General features: G+C 41.4%; 18 protein-coding genes, 1 tRNA gene and 1 other annotated feature. Of the genes, 14 read left to right on the top strand and 5 right to left on the bottom strand.

Going from position 1 to position 20885, the window contains the following annotated elements:
- Window positions 1-98: 98 nt before the first annotated feature.
- The 3 genes from PROVALCAL_RS18680 (at window position 99) to luxS (ending at window position 2592) form a co-directional block, all read left to right on the top strand.
- Window positions 99-175 (top strand) — tRNA-Arg (locus tag PROVALCAL_RS18680).
- Between the two features lie 188 nt (window positions 176-363).
- Window positions 364-1923 carry a glutamate--cysteine ligase gene (gene gshA, locus PROVALCAL_RS18675; RefSeq protein ID WP_006660917.1) on the top strand — a complete coding sequence of 520 codons (1560 nt, stop codon included), beginning with the start codon at window positions 364-366 and terminating at the stop codon, window positions 1921-1923.
- A 153-nt stretch (window positions 1924-2076) separates the two neighbouring features.
- Window positions 2077-2592 (top strand): S-ribosylhomocysteine lyase, encoded by a 516-nt coding sequence (gene luxS, locus PROVALCAL_RS18670; protein ID WP_006660916.1) that lies wholly within the window; start codon window positions 2077-2079, stop codon window positions 2590-2592.
- An 80-nt stretch (window positions 2593-2672) separates the two neighbouring features.
- On the opposite strand, the gene PROVALCAL_RS18665 is transcribed toward luxS, so the two are convergent.
- Window positions 2673-3959: a CNNM domain-containing protein gene (locus tag PROVALCAL_RS18665; RefSeq protein ID WP_006662616.1), complete on the bottom strand. Its 1287-nt coding sequence runs from the start codon at window positions 3957-3959 to the stop codon at window positions 2673-2675.
- Window positions 3960-4000: 41 nt separating this feature from the next.
- Window positions 4001-4792: a cytochrome C assembly family protein gene (locus tag PROVALCAL_RS18660; RefSeq protein WP_006660914.1), complete on the bottom strand. Its 792-nt coding sequence runs from the start codon at window positions 4790-4792 to the stop codon at window positions 4001-4003.
- A 285-nt stretch (window positions 4793-5077) separates the two neighbouring features.
- On the opposite strand from PROVALCAL_RS18660, the gene ffh reads away from it, so the two are divergent.
- The 8 genes from ffh to PROVALCAL_RS18620 all read left to right on the top strand — a co-directional run bounded on the left by ffh (window position 5078) and on the right by PROVALCAL_RS18620 (window position 13118).
- A complete protein-coding gene (gene ffh / locus PROVALCAL_RS18655; protein WP_006660913.1) occupies window positions 5078-6439 on the top strand; it encodes a signal recognition particle protein in 1362 nt (453 codons plus the stop codon).
- 137 nt (window positions 6440-6576) lie between these two features.
- Window positions 6577-6825, top strand: a complete 249-nt coding sequence (rpsP, locus tag PROVALCAL_RS18650) for a 30S ribosomal protein S16 (RefSeq protein WP_006660912.1) — start codon at window positions 6577-6579, stop codon at window positions 6823-6825.
- An 18-nt stretch (window positions 6826-6843) separates the two neighbouring features.
- Window positions 6844-7392, top strand: a complete 549-nt coding sequence (rimM, locus tag PROVALCAL_RS18645; protein ID WP_006660911.1) for a ribosome maturation factor RimM — start codon at window positions 6844-6846, stop codon at window positions 7390-7392.
- Between the two features lie 37 nt (window positions 7393-7429).
- Window positions 7430-8194, top strand: coding sequence for a tRNA (guanosine(37)-N1)-methyltransferase TrmD (trmD, locus tag PROVALCAL_RS18640; RefSeq protein WP_006660910.1), 765 nt, complete (start codon window positions 7430-7432; stop codon window positions 8192-8194).
- A 41-nt stretch (window positions 8195-8235) separates the two neighbouring features.
- Entirely contained in the window at window positions 8236-8589 is a 354-nt protein-coding gene (gene rplS / locus PROVALCAL_RS18635) for a 50S ribosomal protein L19 (protein WP_006660909.1), read from the top strand.
- 451 nt (window positions 8590-9040) lie between these two features.
- Window positions 9041-10135: a 3-deoxy-7-phosphoheptulonate synthase gene (locus PROVALCAL_RS18630; protein ID WP_006660908.1), complete on the top strand. Its 1095-nt coding sequence runs from the start codon at window positions 9041-9043 to the stop codon at window positions 10133-10135.
- A 13-nt stretch (window positions 10136-10148) separates the two neighbouring features.
- A complete protein-coding gene (gene tyrA, locus PROVALCAL_RS18625; RefSeq protein WP_006660907.1) occupies window positions 10149-11270 on the top strand; it encodes a bifunctional chorismate mutase/prephenate dehydrogenase in 1122 nt (373 codons plus the stop codon).
- Between the two features lie 291 nt (window positions 11271-11561).
- Entirely contained in the window at window positions 11562-13118 is a 1557-nt protein-coding gene (locus tag PROVALCAL_RS18620) for a methyl-accepting chemotaxis protein (protein ID WP_006660906.1), read from the top strand.
- A gap of 64 nt (window positions 13119-13182) precedes the next feature.
- Here the strand turns inward: PROVALCAL_RS18620 and pheA are convergent, their stop codons facing one another.
- The 3 genes from pheA to bamD form a co-directional block, all read right to left on the bottom strand.
- The gene (gene pheA / locus PROVALCAL_RS18615) at window positions 13183-14355 is read right to left on the bottom strand and encodes a bifunctional chorismate mutase/prephenate dehydratase (protein WP_006660905.1); all 1173 of its coding nucleotides are present in this window, start codon (window positions 14353-14355) and stop codon (window positions 13183-13185) included.
- A gap of 25 nt (window positions 14356-14380) precedes the next feature.
- Window positions 14381-14500: a sequence feature (Phe leader region), on the bottom strand.
- Between the two features lie 168 nt (window positions 14501-14668).
- Window positions 14669-14998, bottom strand: a complete 330-nt coding sequence (gene raiA / locus PROVALCAL_RS18610; protein WP_006662611.1) for a ribosome-associated translation inhibitor RaiA — start codon at window positions 14996-14998, stop codon at window positions 14669-14671.
- Between the two features lie 362 nt (window positions 14999-15360).
- Window positions 15361-16089 (bottom strand): outer membrane protein assembly factor BamD, encoded by a 729-nt coding sequence (gene bamD, locus PROVALCAL_RS18605; RefSeq protein WP_039862472.1) that lies wholly within the window; start codon window positions 16087-16089, stop codon window positions 15361-15363.
- A 137-nt stretch (window positions 16090-16226) separates the two neighbouring features.
- On the opposite strand from bamD, the gene rluD reads away from it, so the two are divergent.
- From rluD to clpB, 3 genes are all read left to right on the top strand, one after another.
- Window positions 16227-17204: a 23S rRNA pseudouridine(1911/1915/1917) synthase RluD gene (rluD, locus tag PROVALCAL_RS18600; RefSeq protein WP_006660902.1), complete on the top strand. Its 978-nt coding sequence runs from the start codon at window positions 16227-16229 to the stop codon at window positions 17202-17204.
- Window positions 17204-17938 (top strand): purine nucleoside phosphorylase YfiH, encoded by a 735-nt coding sequence (yfiH, locus tag PROVALCAL_RS18595; protein ID WP_006660901.1) that lies wholly within the window; start codon window positions 17204-17206, stop codon window positions 17936-17938. The genes rluD and yfiH overlap by 1 nt, the downstream gene beginning before the upstream one ends.
- Before the next feature lie 125 nt (window positions 17939-18063).
- The gene (clpB, locus tag PROVALCAL_RS18590; protein ID WP_006660900.1) at window positions 18064-20637 is read left to right on the top strand and encodes an ATP-dependent chaperone ClpB; all 2574 of its coding nucleotides are present in this window, start codon (window positions 18064-18066) and stop codon (window positions 20635-20637) included.
- Window positions 20638-20885: the final 248 nt, after the last annotated feature.

The following is a 20885-nucleotide window of genomic DNA, read 5'->3' as shown; positions in this document are numbered from 1 at the left end:
TTAAACACTTCTGTAATGTATCAACAATCCTTTCATCAATTTTGAAATCCAAATTACTGCTGTGTTTCGACAGCATCGATTGATAATCGACAAATTTTGCATCCGTAGCTCAGCTGGATAGAGTACTCGGCTACGAACCGAGCGGTCGGAGGTTCGAATCCTCCCGGATGCACCATCATTAAGAAACTCCTCAATTAGAGGAGTTTTTTTTTTGCCTAAAAATTGGCGTATAACCCAATTTCCTTCTGTTTTTCTATTTTCTCTTCTTGGTAAACCACACATCTAGACAGCGACAATTTATGTGATTTAAGCTAAAGTAATCGCCTTATTAAAATAAAACTAAATCACAGGCGGGAGGTCGATTTGATCCCGGACGTATCAAAAGCGCTCTCATGGTTAGAGGCGCACCCGGAAATTCTCAATGGTATTCAACGTGGTATTGAGCGTGAAACATTACGTGTGTCACCTCAAGGAGCGTTAGCCGAGACATTGCATCCAAATGAGCTGGGGAAAGCACTCACCCATAAATGGATCACCACAGATTTTGCGGAATCCTTACTCGAATTTATTACACCTGTAGATAAAAGTATTAGCCATAATTTGGCTTTTCTGCGGGATCTGCATCGCTATACGGCGCGCCATCTGCACGATGAAAGAATGTGGCCACTCAGTATGCCTTGCTTTATTGCGAGTGAAGATAAAATCACACTGGCGCAGTATGGCACCTCTAATGTAGGGCAGTTCAAAACCTTATATCGTGAAGGTTTAAAAAATCGCTATGGTGCATTAATGCAAACCATCGCTGGCGTACACTATAACTTCTCATTCCCCATTGAGTTTTGGAAGGCATGGGCAGGGATTGAAGACGCTGAAAGTGGTAAAGAAAAAATATCTGAAGGTTATTTACGGCTGATCAGAAATTATTATCGCTTTGGTTGGGTGATCCCATACTTATTTGGTGCTTCTCCTGCTATTTGCGGTTCTTTCTTGAAAAATAGAGAGACCTCATTAGACTTCAGCAAAACTGAGTGTGGTACCTACTACCTGCCTTATGCAACGTCATTGAGAATGAGTGATTTGGGGTACACCAATAAATCTCAGAGTGATTTAAATATTACATTTAACCACCTTGATGAATATGTGGAAAATCTGAAGAAAGCCATCCACAAGCCTTCTGCTGAGTTTGAAAAGCTGGGCATAAAAAAAGACGGTAAATATGTTCAGCTGAACACTAATGTGCTGCAAATCGAGAACGAATTGTATGCACCAATTCGTCCTAAGCGAGTGCCTCTGGGCAATGAATCACCTTCAGATGCGCTATTGCGTGGTGGTATCGAATATATTGAAGTTCGTTCTCTCGATATCAATCCATTTAGCCCTATCGGTGTTAATGAGACTCAAGCTCGCTTTGTAGACTTATTCCTGATTTGGTGCGTGCTTGCTGATGCCCCTGAAATGAACGTTCAGGAGTTAGATTGCTGCCGTAAGAATTGGAACCGCGTTATCCTCGAAGGACGTAAACCAGGGCAGGTAATCGGTTTTGGTTGTGGTAGTGAGCTCAAGCCTCTAGTCGAAGTTGGACAAACACTATTCAAAGATTTGATCCGTGTTGCGGAAGTCTTAGACACCTGCTGTGATGCGAAATATAAAGATGTATGCTATCAGTTTGTCGCTATGTTTGAAGATCCAAACCTGACTTACTCAGCCCTAGTGATGGACGAAATGTTAGAAAAGGGTATTGGTGGTTATGGGCTGGAGTTAGCTGAGAAATATTATCAGCAATTAATTAACGAGCCTTATGAAGTGATCACTGAAGAGCAATTTGAACAAGCTCGTTTGGCTTCCATTGAAAAACAGAAATTGATGGAGCAGGACAAAAGCGAAAGCTTTGAAGAGTATCTTCGGATTCACGCAGGACGCTAAAAGAAATGGCCACAACAAGGTGGCCAAATAAAAATCTCTTAGAGAATTAGGGATGATAACAATTTGCGCGTCTTTCACATAGTAAGACTCTGCATTTTTGGATTAGTTTCATTTTTTTCAAAATTATTTTTTTATTTTTATGGAGGTCATGAAATGCCGTTATTAGACAGTTTTACTGTGGATCACACGCGTATGGCTGCTCCTGCTGTTCGCGTAGCAAAAACGATGAAAACGCCTCATGGGGACGCTATCACTGTGTTTGATTTACGTTTTACAGTCCCAAATAAAGAAGCAATGACAGAAAAAGGAACGCATACCTTAGAGCACCTTTTTGCTGGATTTATGCGTGACCACCTTAATGGAAATGGCGTGGAAATTATCGACATTTCACCAATGGGATGCCGTACAGGTTTCTACATGAGCTTGATTGGTCAGCCAGATGAACTGCGTGTAGCGAAAGCATGGAAGGCGGCTATGCAAGATGTGCTCAATGTTCAGGATCAAAATAAGATCCCTGAACTTAACGTATATCAATGTGGAACGTATACGATGCACTCACTTGAAGAAGCTCAGCAAATTGCTCGAAATATCATTGCGAAAGATATTCAAGTTAATAAAAATGATGAACTCGCTCTTCCTGAAGAGAAGTTAGCTCAGCTTCACGTTTAGTTATTCAAAGAAACAATGTTTGAAAAAGCCTTAAAATCATCGAATAATTGTTCGTGGTTTTAAGGCTTTTTATGTAGAACTTAAAACTCAGGGACTTGTGAGTTAAAGCCAAGAGGTGTGATTTTTACTTGTTTAATAATATTATCGCTGACAGCTAAGACTTCGATAACATAACGCCCGATAACAATTTGTTCCTCTGGTTGAGGTACATCTCCCAATACTTCCAGAACCATACCGTTAACCGTTCTAGGACCCTCTACAGGAAGGTTCCAGTCGAAAGCTTTGTTTAGGTCTCGGATGTTGGCGGAGCCGTCCACAAGGACACTGCCGTCACTTTGTGGCATAACCTCTTCAGCAAGTGAAGGTGACATGGATGTTGTAAAGTCACCCACAATCTCCTCCAAAATATCTTCTACGGTGATTAAGCCTTGAATTTCACCATACTCATCGACAATGATCCCTAGCTTTTCTTTTTTATGTTGAAAGTTGATTAACTGAACATTCAGGGGAGTACTATTGGGAATGAAATAGATGCTATCCGCGGCTTTAATTAAGTTTTGCTTGTTGAATTCGCGCTTTTCAACCATTAGACGGTAAGCTTCTCGTACGCGTAAAATACCGATCGAATCGTCAAGCGAATCACGATATAGCACAATGCGCCCATGAGGGGAGTGGGTGAGCTGCCTCACGATAGACTTCCAGTCATCATTTATATCAATTCCCACAATTTCATTTCGTGGCAGCATGATATCGCCGACGGTGACTTTATCTAAATCGAGAATCGAAATTAACATGTCCTGATTGCGTCGACTGAGCTTATTCTTGGACTCATGAACGATAGTGCGTAACTCTTCCTTATTAACCGCATCATTGCGAGTTGCGGAGACTTTTATCCCACAGCAGCGCATAAATAGGGTCGAAATAGTATTAAATGCCCATACAACAGGTAACATGATTTTTTGCAGTGGTGTAAGAATAAAACTGCTAGGGAAGGCAATTCGTTCAGGGTAAAGGGCTGCAATCGTTTTTGGCACCACTTCTGCAAACAGTAAAATGACGAAGGTGAGAATACCTGTTGCGATAGCTACCCCCATATTTCCATATAGACGCATTCCAATAATGGTTGCGAGAGCGGAAGCGACAATGTTGATGAGATTATTGCCAATGAGAACTAAGCCGAGTAGACGGTCAGGGTGGCGTAGGAGTTTCTCAACACGAACAGCGGAGCGATTACCTTGTTTCGCTAAATGTTTTAACCGATAACGGTTCAACGTCATCATACTGGTTTCTGAAGCCGAAAAATAAGCAGATAAAAAAATTAAAACAATCAGTATGATGATTAGAGTACCAGTAGATACTTCATCCAAAACAAGGTTCCTTATAACGGTCGTGTAAGACTAAATGGTGTTTATACCATAGTTAATTGCTGGATTAGACGATTGCCAAAAAACGCTAAGGTAAGGATCAGTGAACCGCCAACATGGAAAAATAAAACGCGCTTGCCTCTCCATCCACCATGGAAATGCCCCCACAGTAAAATGACATAAACAAACCAAGCAATGACAGAGAGTACAGATTTATGAATATTCTCTTTATCAAAGATATTATCCATATAAATGAAGCCAGTACACAATGTTAGCGTTAGTAAAATGACGCCTACTTGTGTGACATGAAACATTTTGCGTTCAATCACCATCATGGGAGGCATATCAGGGCTGAATTTTAAAATTTTATTTTTAAGCTGATAGTCGATAATCGCCACTTGAAAAGCATATAACGCAGCAATCAGTAGCGTTGCATAACTTAATAAAGCTAATCCAATATGCACAAATAATGGCGTACTTGCTTCTAAATGAGTAATAAACTCACCAGGCATAATGGTGGATAAAATTAGGTTAATAATTGCGAAACTATACACAATTGGGGTTAAGTACCAAGCCCTTCCTAAATATGAAACCACCGTCATAATCAAACACATTAATAAACTGACGGATGATCCTAAATTTAGGAGCGTGAGATTTTGCCCGCTAGCCTCACTAAAAATTTGTAATTTCAAGGTGATTGCGTGAGTGACCATCGCTACGATAGCTAATAAAATAGCCAATCGACGATAAAGCGCTTGCTTACGCACTTGTGCTGGGACGATCAGAAGCAGGCTGACCATGTATGTACAAACTGCTATGACTGCAAATACGGGCATAGTATAGTGTCGTTATTCATTTTGAGTGGATAGATATTGACTAGTATAACTCGTGCAAGTGTAGGCTCCAACTAATAGGTATGATGTATCGCTGTATATTCTTTACTAATCGCTCATTTAGGCTAATTAAACGAAGCAGCGAAACCCCATCAAGTGTGATACAATCGGCGACCAACATCAGCGTTGAATTGTGCCGTGGCTATCTTGAGTTTGCCCTTGAAATACAGCGCGCGAGTAACCAAATAAGGCTACATATAGGCCCATAACAGAATTGAGCTAAGACACATGTTTGATAACTTAACTGACAGACTATCGCGCACTTTGCGCAATATCAGCGGGCGTGGACGTCTGACTGATGACAATATTAAAGATACATTACGCGAAGTTCGCATGGCATTACTGGAAGCCGACGTTGCTCTGCCAGTCGTCCGTGAATTTATTCAAAAAGTTAAAGAAAGCGCTGTTGGTCAAGACGTTAATAAAAGCCTAACCCCAGGCCAAGAGTTCATTAAGATTGTACAAAATGAACTGACCCGTGCAATGGGTGAAGAAAATCATCAGCTGAATTTATCTGCTCAGCCTCCTGCTGTGGTGTTGATGGCGGGTTTACAAGGTGCGGGTAAAACAACCAGCGTTGCAAAACTGGGTAAGCTGTTAAAAGAAAAACAGAAGAAAAAAGTCTTAGTGGTTTCCGCCGACGTATATCGTCCTGCGGCGATCAAGCAATTAGAAACATTAGCCGAAGCGGTTGGGGTTGATTTCTTCCCCTCTGAAGTACAAGAAAAGCCAGCTGCAATTGTCCAAAAAGCATTAAAACACGCACAATTACAGTTTTATGATGTGCTGTTAGTGGATACAGCGGGTCGCTTACACGTCGATGAAGCGATGATGGAAGAGATCCAAGAAGTTCATCGCATTATTAATCCAGTTGAAACACTGTTTGTGGTTGATGCCATGACAGGTCAAGATGCGGCAAATACAGCGAAAGCATTTAACGAAGCGCTACCATTAACAGGGATTGTATTAACCAAAGTTGATGGTGATGCCCGTGGTGGTGCCGCGTTGTCTATCCGTGCAATTACTGGTAAGCCAATCAAATTCTTAGGGGTTGGTGAGAAAACTGATGCCCTTGAACCATTCCATCCAGAGCGTGTAGCTTCACGTATTTTAGGTATGGGTGATGTGTTATCTCTGATTGAAGAGATCGAACACAAAGTTGACCGCGATGAAGCTGAAAAATTAGCTAAGAAGTTAAAAACAGGGGATACCTTTGATCTCAATGACTTCTTAAATCAGCTAAAACAGATGCGTAATATGGGCGGAATGACCAGCATGCTGAGTAAGATGCCAGGGATGTCCCAGTTACCTGATGCCGTTAAATCCCAAATGGATGATAAAATTACTATCCGTATGGAAGCTATGATCCAATCGATGACGCGTAAAGAGCGGGAAAAACCAGAGATCATCAAAGGGTCACGTAAACGTCGTATTGCTGCGGGTTCAGGCACTACCGTACAAGAAGTGAATAAGCTTTTAAAACAGTTTGATGATATGCAGCGCATGATGAAAAAGATGAAAAAAGGCGGTCTCGCCAAGATGATGCGCGGTATGAAAGGTATGATGCCTCCGGGATTTCCGGGGCGTTAAGCAATAAAGCCTGAAACAAAAGTACACTTTTGATTGATTTTTGCGTCAAAGTAAGTAAACTTTTCGGGCTTTTTATATGACAGCCGGACTCTATCCCTCGATGGAGTCTGGTTGTTTTGTTAACTAATGAGGATGTTATGGTAACAATTCGTTTATCTCGTGGCGGCGCTAAAAAACGTCCGTTCTACCAAATCGTTGTAACCGATAGCCGCAATGCGCGTGACGGTCGTTTCATTGAGCGTATCGGTTTCTTCAACCCGATCGCTGCTGGTCAAGCAGAAGAACTGCGTTTAGACCTGGACCGTATCGAGCATTGGGTTGGCTTAGGCGCAACTATTTCTGACCGTGTTGCACAACTGGTCAAACAAGCTAAAAAAGTAGCTTAATCTGTCACGGTGGTAACAATGAGCAAGCAAACTAAACTAGTGCCTCCTTCAAACCCAATCGTATTGGGAAAATTAGGCGCGGCATACGGTATTCGTGGTTGGCTCAAAGTTTTTTCCTCCACCGAACATGCTGAAAGTATTTTTGATTATCAACCTTGGTTTATCCAACGCTCTGGTCAATGGCAACACATTGAAATAGAAGATTGGAAACATCATAACAAAGATATCATCGTCAAGCTCAAAGGGGTCGAAGACCGCGATGCAGCTGCCCTGTTAACTAATTTTGAAATTGCGGTTGATTCAACCCAACTTCCTGATTTGGATAACGACGAATATTACTGGAAAGACCTAATGGGTTGCCACGTAGTGACGTCAGAGGGTTATGACCTTGGTACCGTTATTGATATGATGGAAACTGGATCGAATGACGTTCTAGTGATTAAGGCAAATTTAAAAGATGCATTTGGCATCAAGGAGCGGTTGGTTCCGTTTCTTGATGGGCAGGTTATCAAGAAAGTCGATCTCTCCACTAAAATTATTGAAGTGGAGTGGGATCCTGGTTTTTAAATCTCCGGTTTACCGGTTTTAATGAGTGGGATAAATCATGTGGATTGGGGTAATTAGCCTGTTTCCCGACATGTTCCGCGCAATAACCGAGTACGGGGTAACTGGTCGGGCAGTGAAGAATAGCCTGCTAACCGTTGAGTGTTGGAATCCGCGAGATTTTACTCACGATAGACACAAAACTGTTGATGATCGCCCCTACGGTGGTGGTCCAGGCATGCTGATGATGGTGCAACCGTTAAAAGATGCAATCCACGCAGCTAAAGCTGAGGCCGGTGATGGTGCGAAAGTGATTTATCTTTCGCCTCAAGGTCGCAAACTTGGTCAAGACGGAGTTTGTGAACTGGCAACAAATGAGAAGTTAATTCTTGTTTGTGGTCGTTATGAAGGTATTGATGAGCGAATCATTCAAACCGAAATTGACGAAGAATGGTCAATCGGTGATTACGTTCTCAGTGGTGGGGAACTCCCCGCTATGGTGTTGATAGACTCAGTCTCTCGGTTTATCCCTGGAGTACTCGGTCATCAAGCTTCGGCTCAAGAAGATTCTTTTGCAGATGGCTTGTTAGATTGTCCTCACTATACCCGACCAGAGGTGTTAGATGGTATGCAAGTTCCTGATATCTTACTTTCAGGAAACCATGCCAAGATCGATAGCTGGCGCATGAAGCAGTCACTCGGTCGTACCTGGCTTAGAAGACCTGAGCTTCTAGAAAGCCTAGCTCTGACTGACGAGCAGAGGATGTTGTTAGCTGAATTCCAACGGGAATATCAAGCTGAGCAACCAGTGAATCCAGACAATTAATTGTCTAAACATATCAGTTTACCTAGGGTAAGAGAGTTATTATGAGCAACATTATTAAACAACTTGAACAAGAGCAGATGAAGCAGGATGTACCTTCATTCCGTCCGGGTGACTCCGTGGAAGTTAAGGTATGGGTCGTAGAAGGCTCTAAAAAACGTCTGCAGGCATTTGAGGGCGTGGTTATCGCTATTCGTAACCGCGGTCTGCACTCTGCATTCACTGTTCGTAAAATTTCTAACGGCGAAGGTGTTGAGCGTGTATTCCAAACTCACTCTCCAGTCGTAGATAGCATTGCTGTTAAACGTCGTGGTGCTGTTCGCAGAGCTAAACTGTACTACCTGCGTGAGCGTTCTGGTAAGGCAGCTCGTATCAAAGAGCGTCTGAACGCCAAGTAATACGCTTTCGCTACATCCGAAAGTTATAATTGAGGCCCGCATATTTGCGGGCCTTTTTTATATTCGTCATATTTCAAGCTCTCGCGGTGTTGGCTACGTTCATTCGCACTAATCACATACCCTGTATGCTCTTAGCGACTCATTCTCTTGCCGGCTAGCGACAACTCGAACTATTTAGTATATATCGTTCAATTAATTCCATTATGTAAACTTATGTTTACTTATTTTATTCATGCTTTGCTTTTGAATATGATATTTTTCTCCGAATTTTAAATAATATTATTTAAATTCAATGAAATGTATTGGTGTAACTTTTTGTGTACGTATAATTGAATTATTTTACGGTTTTGGATTGAATTCTTTACGATGCATGATATGTTATCTCTCACGCACCAAACACAAGATCGATAAATAACACCATCTATAAATAATAAGCTAAGTAGGTAATTAAATGATCATGCAAAAAGATGTACTCAATAATGTGAATATTCAAGACGAACAGGTTCTAATTACTCCTGAGAGTCTGAAACAAAAATACCCGTTGAGTCACAGCAATCTGCATGCCATTGCGACATCGCGTAAAGTGATTGCTGATATTATTCATCAGCGTGACCCGCGTTTACTCGTGGTATGTGGTCCTTGCTCAATCCATGATGTGGATGCTGCCATTGAATATGGTGAGCGTTTACAGAAACTTGCTGCTGAATTAAGTGATAGCTTATATATTGTGATGCGTGTGTATTTTGAAAAACCTCGTACAACGGTAGGTTGGAAAGGCTTAATTAGCGATCCATTCATGGATGGTAGTTTTGAAATGGAAAAAGGTCTGCATATTGCACGTGACCTGCTAACGAGCTTAGTTAACATGGGGCTACCACTGGCGACAGAAGCTTTAGATCCCAATAATCCACAATACTTAGGTGATTTATTCAGCTGGTCTGCTATCGGGGCAAGAACAACAGAATCTCAAACTCACCGTGAAATGGCGTCAGGTTTATCAATGCCAGTTGGTTTTAAAAATGGGACTGACGGAAGTTTATCCACTGCAATCAATGCGTTAAAAGCAGCTGCGATGCCACATCGTTTTATGGGAATTAACCAGTCAGGTCAAGTTTGTTTACTTCATACCAGCGGAAATAAAAATGGTCATGTGATCTTGCGTGGCGGAAAGGCACCAAATTACGATGAACAAAGCATTGCAGCATGTGAAGCCGAAATGAAAAAAGCAGGGCTTGAGCCATCATTAATGGTGGATTGTAGCCATGGTAACTCGAATAAAGATTTCCGCCGCCAGCCACTGGTTGTTGATTCAATTATCGAGCAAATTATTAATGGTAATGAATCAATTACAGGTATTATGCTTGAAAGCCATATTAATGAGGGTAACCAGTCATCAGAACAGCCACGTGAAAACATGAAATACGGTGTTTCAGTGACGGATGCTTGCATTAACTGGGAAGAAACTGAGTCTGTGTTGCGTAAATTACATCAAGCATTAACACCAATGCTAGAGCAGCGCGGGCAAAAATTAAGCAAAGTGAGCTGAGCAAGGTATTGGTATGTCTGCTGAATTATCCCACTTACGGGAACAGATTGATGAAGTTGATAAGTCATTATTAGATTTGTTAGCGAAACGACTTCAGCTCGTCGCTGAAGTTGGTGAAGTCAAAAGTCAACATGGGTTACCTATCTATGTCCCTGAGCGTGAATCCAGTATGTTGGCAGCTCGTCGCGCTGAAGCGGAGCGAATGGGGATTCCGCCTGATTTGATCGAAGACGTTCTTCGACGGATTATGCGTGAATCTTATGCGCGGGAAAATGATAAAGGTTTTAAAACGTTAAACCCTGCGGCTGGTCCGATTGTTATTGTGGGCGGGGAGGGGAAAATGGGGCGGCTATTTCATCGTCTCCTTTCCCTATCAGGATATCAGGTCAAATTATTAGGTGAGCAGGACTGGGATAATGCGACCGACATTGTTTCTGGTGCGAGTGTGGTGATGGTCAGTGTGCCCATTCACCTTACAGTCGATGTGATCAGACGGTTGCCAAAGCTGGATTCCGATACAATTTTAGTGGATATCGCTTCGGTGAAGCAAAAGCCCTTAGAAGCAATGTTAGCCGTGCATCAAGGACCTGTCCTTGGGCTGCACCCGATGTTTGGTCCTGATATTGGTAGCGTTGCTAAGCAAGTTTTTGCTTACTGTGATGGGCGAGATGCTAAATCGTATCAATGGTTACTGGAGCAGCTGCAAGTTTGGGGGGCACGCTTAAAAGCGATTAAGCCCGAAGAGCATGATCGTAATATGAGCTTCATTCAAGCGCTGCGACACTTTACAACATTTACGTATGGACAAAATTTAGCTAAGGAGCAGGTTGATTTACAGCAACTATTAGATTTATCTTCTCCAATTTACCGCCTTGAATTAGCGATGGTTGGACGCTTATTTGCACAAGATCCACAGTTGTATGCTGATATCATTATGTCTTCGGATGAAAATGTAGAGTTGATCCGCCGTTACTATCAACTGTTGGGGCAATCTATTGAAATGTTAGAGCGTAAAGATAAAGCCGAATTTATTCGACAGTTCGAACAAGTCAGCCAATGGTTTGGTGAAGATGCGCATCATTTTATGAAAGAAAGCCAATCTCTATTACAACGGGCGAACGATAACCGTAAGTAATCTTTACCGCTATTACCCTGTAGCTTATGGGGTGTAGCGGTTCTTATGCGAAAAGTGCGAATGACATTTTTATGACTTATTTTTATTTAAAATAAGTAATTGTACTTACTCCCGTGTGTTATCCCAAATTTTGAGAAATCTATCGGTAAGATATGGTGGGATCTTTTGCTTAAATGACAATTAATCAATTTATAATATCGATATTTATAAATTAAACGATTTATCTAATAAAGATCCCCCATCATCGACCGATAACACTAATCATTAAATGATGATAAGTGTGGTAAACCGATGTCTTTTAAAAACCTCAAAATTAGTCTTAAGTTAACAATTGCGTTTGGCGTTTTCATTGCGTTAATCGTTTTAAGCTCTCTATTTTCATTAGTGAATATGAATCGTGCAAATGACCGTATTCAGAATGTTATCTTCAAAAGTTATCCTATTACAGCTAATGCCAATGCCGTGATGGATAACTTTTATACTTATATTGCTATGCAAGAATTGATTTTATTGGATGATCGAGGGAGTGATAAGCGTAAGGATGAGTTAGTTAAAATCAGCCAAAATATTTCTGACTTATTGGATGAATTGGATAGAAATATCACGGATAGCCGCTCTCGTGAAGTGCTTGATAATATTCATGAGGTAAGGGGAAAATTCATCAATTCTCAACAAGAGATGATGAACTTGATGAATCAAAATAATCGACAAGCTGCGATTGAAGTCATGATGACAAAAACGTCGGCTATTCAGAGAGAGTATCGTGAACAAGTTCAAAACCTCATTGCTATCCAAAATATGCTAATGCAAGAAACGGGTTATCAAGTTGAAGATGACTACAAAGCAAACCGTGTTTTATTGGCATTTCTATCGATTATTAGCATCATTGTTGGCTGCATTATGGGGTGGTATATCACGCGTATTATTACTCGACCTTTAGAGCAAGCCGTTGATTTCTCTAAATCAATTGCGAGTGGAGATTTGACTAAAATTATTCAAGCAGAATCTAAAGATGAAACAGGAATCTTATTGGAGTCGCTTGATGAAATGAAGGGGCACCTGCTTGACATAGTTCAAGAGGTTCAAAATAGCTCTGAAAGTATTTCTGCAGCAGCAGGGCAAATTGTCGCAGGTAACCAGAATTTAGCTGCTCGAACAGAAGAGCAAGCAGCCTCTGTTGAACAAACAGCAAGTTCGATGGAGCAGATAACTTCAACGGTGCAAAACACGACTGAGCATACACATGAAGCAACCATGTTGGCTGATAACACGGCTGTGACAGTCAAAAACAATGGACAGATGATGATTCAACTGACGGATAAAATGCGCGCAATTAATGGCTCATCTCAGAAAATGACCGACATCATCAATCTTATTGATTCCATTGCATTCCAGACTAATATCTTAGCGTTAAATGCTTCAGTTGAGGCAGCAAGGGCTGGGGAACATGGTCGAGGCTTTGCAGTGGTTGCAGGGGAAGTCAGACTACTCGCACAGAAAAGCGCAGCATCAGCCAGTGATATTCGTTCGTTAATCGAGAACTCGTTTTCACAAACCCAAGAGGGAATGGAATTAGTTGAGCAAGCTAGCCAGCAGATCCATGGTATGGTCGCGAGTGTGGATGAAATGAATGCGTTACTTCGTGAGATTGGGCAAGCTAGCCGTGAACAAAGTGATGGAATTTCACAAATTAACAGCGCAGTAGGACAGTTAGATTTAACTACCCAACAAAATGCAGGATTAGTGGAGGAGTCGGTGGTAGCGGCAGACTCACTAAACGAGCAAGCCTACCATCTACAAGAATTAGTTAATTACTTTAAAATTAGTGCAGTGACACAAAAATCATAATTAATAGCGAACATAATTAAAAAATAACACAGGTTAGTTGCCTGTGTTATTTCTATAGCAAATATTATGATGTCACTTTTTCGGGTTCTACTGGAACGATATTTTCTGACGGATAACAGCCAAGAATTTTAATAGAACGGGTGATTTCAGCCAGTTCTTTTAATGCTTGTTGCATATTATCTGAACGTAAGTTGGCGTGCACATCCACATAAAACATCTCTTCCCAAGGTTTACCATTAATTGGGCGTGATTCTAATTTACTCATCACTATTTTATTATTTTTCAAAATAATTAAAGCATCGACTAATGCGCCTGCTTGCTGCCCCGTTGTAATTAACAGCGTGGTTTTTGCTGGAACTTGCTCCGTGACTTCAATTGCTCGGGGGGCTACAACAATAAAGCGCGTCATATTAATCTGCTGATTCGCTAAATTATGTTCTAACACATTTAAGCCATATAATGCGCCGCCCGCTTCACTTCCTAGTGCGGCAACATTTGGAGAGTTATGTTCCGCGACTTTTTGCATTGCAGTGGATGTGCTATCGCAATATTCAATTTTCCAATGAGGGAACTGAGATAAATATTGGCTACATTGCTGGAATGGTTGAGGGTGACTGTATACCGTTTCAATCTGACTTAGATCGCTACCCGTTATGGTTAGTAGGCAATGGTTAATAGGTAAACGGATTTCACCGACAATTGAGAGTGATGTATTTTGCAGTAAATCATAAACATCATTGATTGCACCAGAGCTCGTATTTTCGATCGGTAAAATACCGTAATCTGCTTGACCGCTTTCAACCAGTGAAAAAATATCTTGGAATTTATGACAGCTACATTCAACGAGCTGATCAAAATGGCGTGCAGAATATTGGCGAGCGGCAACATGAGAATAAGAGCCTTTAGGACCTAAAAATGCAAATCGAGCAGTATCACTTGGTGTCAGATTTAAATGTTTCTGAAGAATAGCTTGCTGGGTAAGAACTGAATCTTCAATGATCATCTGAAATAAACGGGTGATATAAAACCCATCAAGACCAAGCGGTTTACCTTTATTAATTAATACATCGAGTAATTGGCGTTCGCGTTCTTTATCACGAATTGGGCGGTTATCATCAATTTTGGTTTCCGCGACTTCAATTGCATAGCCTCGACGTTTCGCAAGAAGCCCAAGGAGTTCACTGTCTAACTGGCTAATTTTCTCACGTACTTTCAGTAAATTAGTGCTATTTTCCATTCTGCGACCCTATCAAACATCAGTGAATAAAAAAGCCCCCTAGGTAGGAGGCTTTAAAATATTGTCTTCTTTTTTTTCTCGAACGACAAAAGCCCCTTAATGTGAGTGGCTAAAGAAGAAAAAGAAAACAGCATTTAGTTTCATGGTAAATCCTTACAATTGAAGTTATTCAAATAGACATGATAGTGAGCGAGAAGTCAACAAAAAACAGTGCATAACGTAAAAACGCGCCCATGATGAGCGCGTTTGGAAGGTTTCAAGATAAGTGGATTGATAATATAAAAATATAACGTAACTACTTAAACGTAACTGATTACAACGTCTCTAGATTCGCTTCTTTTACACTATTTGTTGCCCTTCTTGATTCTCCTTTATGTTGCACTTTATTTAACTGTCTTTCGAGTTTGTTGATAAGTTCATTTATTGCAACGTACATGTCTTCATGTTTAGAGCTTGCTACCAACTGTCCGGTAGCGGTTTTTATGTTGGCATCAACCATAAAACCTTGAGGTTCTTTTGACAGCACCACGTGAGGACTAATCAAGGTAACTTGCCATTTATCGAGTTTTGCTAGACGGCTTTCAATGTGTTCACGAATTGCGGGTGTGATGTCCATTTGTTTGCTAGTAATGTTAACAATCATATAGTTACCTCTCATTGTTTCCGTCTTTGATGAATTCAGAATACCGATATCTAAGAATAAAAAAATGATTTAGATCACACTTAAATTATGGAAGGTGAGGCACCCACGTGAAGTGTGATTTTGGCTAAAAAAGGGGGGTAAAAGGATTGCCAAAGTAACGATATTGAGGGAAACTGGAAAAGTTGGCTATCGACACGGTAAATAGCCGGTACTTTTTTTGGGTAAAATTTTAGGTTATGAATGTTAAAAGAAAATATTGAAAAGTATCCGCTTAATGTCCTTTAAAATCTCGTCTGAGATATCCAAAAAAACAGCAGCCGAAGCTGCCGTTTTTATCTTAAAACATCACGTTAGAAAATAATTTATTGGTTGGCAGCAATGATGCTACCGACTTTGTTGGCTTCTTTATCTAAGCCCATCTCTTTATACGCGATTTCCATATATGTTAATGCTTGACGCGTAGCCTCTGTGTCTGGATAGTCTCTCAACATTTGTTGGACACGATTAACAACCGCGACATAAGCACCACGTTTGTTGTAATATTCAACGACAGAGAGATCAAATTTTGCCAGACGATCTTTTAAGTAGACTAAACGCTTACTCGCATCGTTGGAATATGGGCTATTCGGATAATAACGAACTAGCTGGCTTAAATCTTTGAATGCAACTAATGCATGCTGTGGATCACGGTCAGAGCGATCGATACCAAAGAAACCTTGTAACATGCTGTCATCTAACGCCATTGCCGTTAAGCCACGCATGTAAAGAACGTAGTCAATATTGGGATGAGTTGGATTTAAACGCATGAAACGGTCAATTGAAGCTATCGCCATTGGTAGCTCAGCTGATTTATAATAAGCATAAATCAGGTCTAACTGTACTTGCTGCGCATATGGACCAAACGGGTAGCGGTTATCCAACGCTTCAAACTGTTTAATTGCCGCGTTATAGTTACCGTCCTGTAATTTTTGCTGACCCGTACTATAAATCTCAGCTGGGGAACTATCGGGGCTGACTTCGTTATTGCTGGAGCATCCGGCGAGAGCCAGGCTCAACGTGGCAGCTGCCACCAGATATTTCATACGTCTCATCACGTGTTGGTTATCCTCTGACTGTATCGAGGGAGTCTATCCGTAAGGCTCCCGGCAAAATTCGAGTTACAATAGCATACATTTTAAATGAAACGGCAGCGCCGTCAAAACACAAACACCAAAAAGTAGATTAATTTATGGCTCAACAAGTACAATTAAGTGCAACTATCGCTGAATCACAGCTTGGTCAACGTTTAGATCAAGCTTTGGCTGAATTGTTCCCTGATTATTCACGTTCTCGAATAAAAGAATGGATTTTAGACGATAGAGTGCAGGTTAACGGCAAAGTTATCAATAAGGCAAAAGAAAAAGTTTTAGGTGGTGAACAAATTTCCATCGATGCCCTGATTGAAGAAGATACCCGTTGGGAACCTCAAGATATTCCACTTGATGTTGTTTATGAAGATGAAGATATCCTAATTATTAATAAACCGCGTGATTTAGTTGTTCATCCTGGTGCTGGCAATCCAGATGGGACGATCTTAAACGCATTATTATATCGCTATCCTGAAATTGCGGATGTCCCACGAGCGGGGATTGTTCACCGTTTAGATAAAGACACCACTGGCTTAATGGTTGTCGCAAAAACAGTGCCAGCACAAACTCACTTAGTGGAAGCTCTACAACGTCGTGAAATTACGCGTGAATACGAAGCTGTAGCGGTAGGACGTATGACTGCAGGCGGTATGGTTGAAGAGCCTATTTCTCGCCATCCAACCAAAAGAACGCATATGGCAGTGCATCCAATGGGAAAACCTGCTGTCACACATTACCGTGTCATGGAACATTTCCGTGCGCATACACGTTTACGCCTACGTTTAGAAACGGGACGAACTCACCAAATCCGTGTTCATATGGCACATATTAATCATCCATTAATTGGTGATCAATTGTATGGCGGACGTCCTCGCCCATTAAAAGGGGCAACGGAGGAGTTCCTTGAAGTTATGCGTAAGTTTGATAGACAAGCGCTGCACGCAACGATGTTACGTTTATATCACCCAATCACAGGCATTCAAATGGAATGGCATGCGCCATTGCCGGATGATATGGTGGAGTTAATCGAGGCGCTGAAAGCTGACACTGAACTTCACAAAGACGATATGGACTGGTAATGAATACTTTGATTTTCCCTGAATGGCCGCAACCTAAAAATGTTTCAACATGCAGTACAACGCGTATTGGTGGAGTGAGCCATCCACCTTTTGATAGCTTAAATTTAGGTGATCATGTTGAGGATTTGCCTGAGGCAGTCAGGGAAAATCGCCATCGTCTCGAAGAGCTTGCTCAATTGCCACAACAACCTGTGTGGCTTGAGCAAGTACATGGTACCCATGTTCTACATTTAACTGGGAATCAGATTAAAAATCGTCAGGCTGATGCTGTATATACCAACCAAGTAGGTCAAGTGTGCGCGATTATGACCGCAGACTGCTTACCCGTATTGTTTTGTAGTCGTGATGGGCAGGAAGTTGCGGCTGCCCATGCGGGGTGGCGAGGTCTGTGCAATGGCGTACTGGAAAACACACTTGCACAATTTAATGCGCAACCTAGTGATATTATCGCATGGATGGGACCCGCGATTGGTCCTGATAAATTTGAAGTTGGTGCTGAGGTTAAACAGGCATTTGTTAGCCAATCAGCGGATTTAGCTGAAGCATTTGTATCTCTGAATGATAAATTTCTCGCAAATATCTATTTACTCGCCCGTAAAAAACTATTGAAAGCGGGGGTTTCTGCGGTTTATGGCGGAGAATTTTGTACAGTAAGTGATGAAAACAGATTTTTTTCCTATCGACGAGAGGGTAAAACAGGAAGAATGGCATCCCTTATATGGATAAATAACTAGTTATCGGAATAATATTCCAAATTAAAAGATATTGAAGAAATAATCCCACCTAAAACTTGAATATAAAAAAATAGACCGCATCTTATCTCCAGTAGCAAGTTTAATCTTATTCTATTGGAGGTGTTATGCGTCTGGACCGTTTAACGAATAAATTCCAGCAAGCTCTCGCTGACGCCCAGTCATTAGCCCTTGGGCGCGAAAATCAGTTTATTGAACCAATTCATTTACTCAGTGCTTTGTTTAATCAAGAAAGTGGTACAGTGCGTCCGTTATTGACGACGCTCGGCGTGAACGCAATTGCGTTCCAAAACAAAATTGAAGATGCATTGGCTCGACTCCCTCAAGTGCAAGGTGTCGCTGGGGATGTACAACCATCAAGTGACTTAATGCGTCATTTGAACTTATGTGACCAATTGGCACAAAAGCACGGAGATGACTTTATCTCCTCAGAATTATTTCTGCTCGCAGCTTTAGAAGCCAATACAACGCTCGCTGATATGTTAAAAGCGGCGGGTGTCAATAAAGACAATTTGAAAAAGGCAATAGAACAGATGCGTGGTGGCGAAAAAGTGAATGACCAAAGCGCTGAAGACCAGCGCCAAGCTTTGAAAAAATATACCGTTGATTTAACTGAACGTGCAGAACAAGGTAAGTTAGACCCTGTAATTGGTCGTGATGAAGAAATTCGTCGTACTATTCAAGTGTTGCAACGCCGTACTAAAAATAACCCAGTCTTAATCGGTGAACCAGGTGTGGGTAAAACGGCGATTGTTGAAGGTTTAGCACAACGTATTGTCAATGGTGAAGTTCCTGAAGGACTGAAAAACAAACGTGTTTTATCACTGGATATGGGCGCTCTAATTGCAGGGGCGAAATATCGTGGTGAATTTGAAGAGCGTTTGAAAGGTGTATTGAATGACCTTGCGAAACAAGAAGGTAATGTCATTCTGTTTATTGATGAATTGCATACCATGGTTGGCGCAGGTAAAGCTGACGGAGCAATGGATGCAGGTAACATGTTAAAACCTGCTTTGGCTCGTGGTGAGCTGCACTGTGTAGGGGCAACAACGCTTGACGAATATCGTCAATATATAGAGAAAGACCCTGCGTTAGAACGTCGTTTCCAAAAAGTGTATGTTGCAGAGCCATCAGTAGAAGACACCATTGCTATTTTACGTGGCTTAAAAGAGCGTTATGAATTGCACCATCATGTGCAAATTACAGACCCTGCGATTGTTGCTGCGGCGACATTATCGCACCGTTATATTACTGACCGTATGCTGCCAGATAAAGCCATCGACTTAATTGATGAAGCTGGTGCAAGCTTACGTATGCAGATGGATTCAAAACCAGAATCTTTAGATAGATTAGAAAGACGTATTATCCAATTAAAACTGGAACAACAGGCATTGAAAAAAGAGTCTGACGATGCCAGTAAGAAACGCCTAGAAATGCTAGAAGAAGAGCTGGCGGAAAAAGAACGTGAATATTCTGCGTTAGAAGAAGAGTGGAAAGCTGAAAAAGCCTCGCTAACGGGAACTCAGCACATTAAAGCTGAATTAGAAAATACGCGTATTGAGATGGAAAAAGCGCGTCGTAATGGTGATTTAGCGAAAATGTCTGAGTTGCAGTATGGGCGTATTCCTGAATTGGAAAAACAGCTTGAAGCCGCGACGAAAGCAGAAGGTAAAAGCATGAAGCTTTTACGTAACAAAGTCACAGATGTGGAAATCGCAGAAATCTTAGCGCGTTGGACTGGTATTCCAGTTTCAAGAATGCTTGAAAGTGAAAGAGAAAAATTGTTACGGATGGAGCAACAGTTACATCAACGTGTTATTGGACAAGATGAAGCCGTTGTTGCTGTGTCGAATGCGATTCGTCGTAGCCGTGCTGGGTTATCGGATCCAAACCGTCCAATTGGCTCATTTATGTTCTTAGGTCCAACTGGGGTGGGTAAAACCGAATTATGTAAAGCATTGGCAAACTTTATGTTTGATAGTGACGACGCCATGGTTCGTATCGATATGTCCGAGTTTATGGAGAAACACTCTGTATCTCGTTTAGTCGGTGCTCCTCCAGGATATGTGGGATATGAAGAAGGTGGTTATTTAACTGAAGCCGTAAGACGCCGCCCATATTCAGTGATCCTGCTGGATGAAGTTGAAAAAGCGCACCCTGATGTATTTAACATTTTGCTGCAAGTGTTAGACGATGGTCGTCTGACCGATGGTCAAGGTAGAACGGTAGATTTCCGTAATACGGTGATCATCATGACTTCAAACTTAGGTTCCGACCTTATCCAAGAACGTTTTGGTATGATCGGTTACTCAGAAATGAAAGATATGGTGATGGAAGTTGTTGCCCATAACTTTAGACCTGAGTTTATTAACCGTATTGATGAAGTTGTTGTATTCCATCCATTAGGTAAAGAGCAAATTACGAATATTGCGAATATTCAATTAGCTCGTTTATATAAACGTTTGGAAGAACACGGTTATGAAGTAACAGCAACGGCAGCTGCACTAGAAAAAATTGGTGAAGCTGGTTTCGATCCAATCTTTGGTGCTCGTCCGTTAAAACGTGCGATTCAGCAAGAGATTGAAAACCCACTGGCACAAGAAATACTGTCAGGCAAATTAATTCCGGGTAAACCAATTACTTTGGATGTTGAAAATGATGAAATCGTAGCAAAACAATAAGTCAGCTAAAGGAAATCATTTAAAGGTAAGGAAAAAGGCGACCGAATGGTCGCCTTTTTTATGCGAATATAGTGAGAAAAGGTGTTTTTGGGTGAAAAAACGCCCGTGAAGTATAAAAGATAATCAGTTGGAAATTATTTTTCAAAAAACACTTGCCAGATTTTTCTGACTCCCTATAATGCGCCTCCACTGACCGAGAACAAGCCAACGCAAAGCGCGATGGACACTGAACCGGCAGCGAGAGATTA

This window comes from Providencia alcalifaciens DSM 30120 (genome assembly GCF_000173415.1).
GTDB classification, from domain to species: Bacteria; Pseudomonadota; Gammaproteobacteria; order Enterobacterales; family Enterobacteriaceae; genus Providencia; species Providencia alcalifaciens.
Note: the sequence above shows the minus strand (reverse complement) of the source record. Positions and strands in the feature narration are given on the sequence as shown.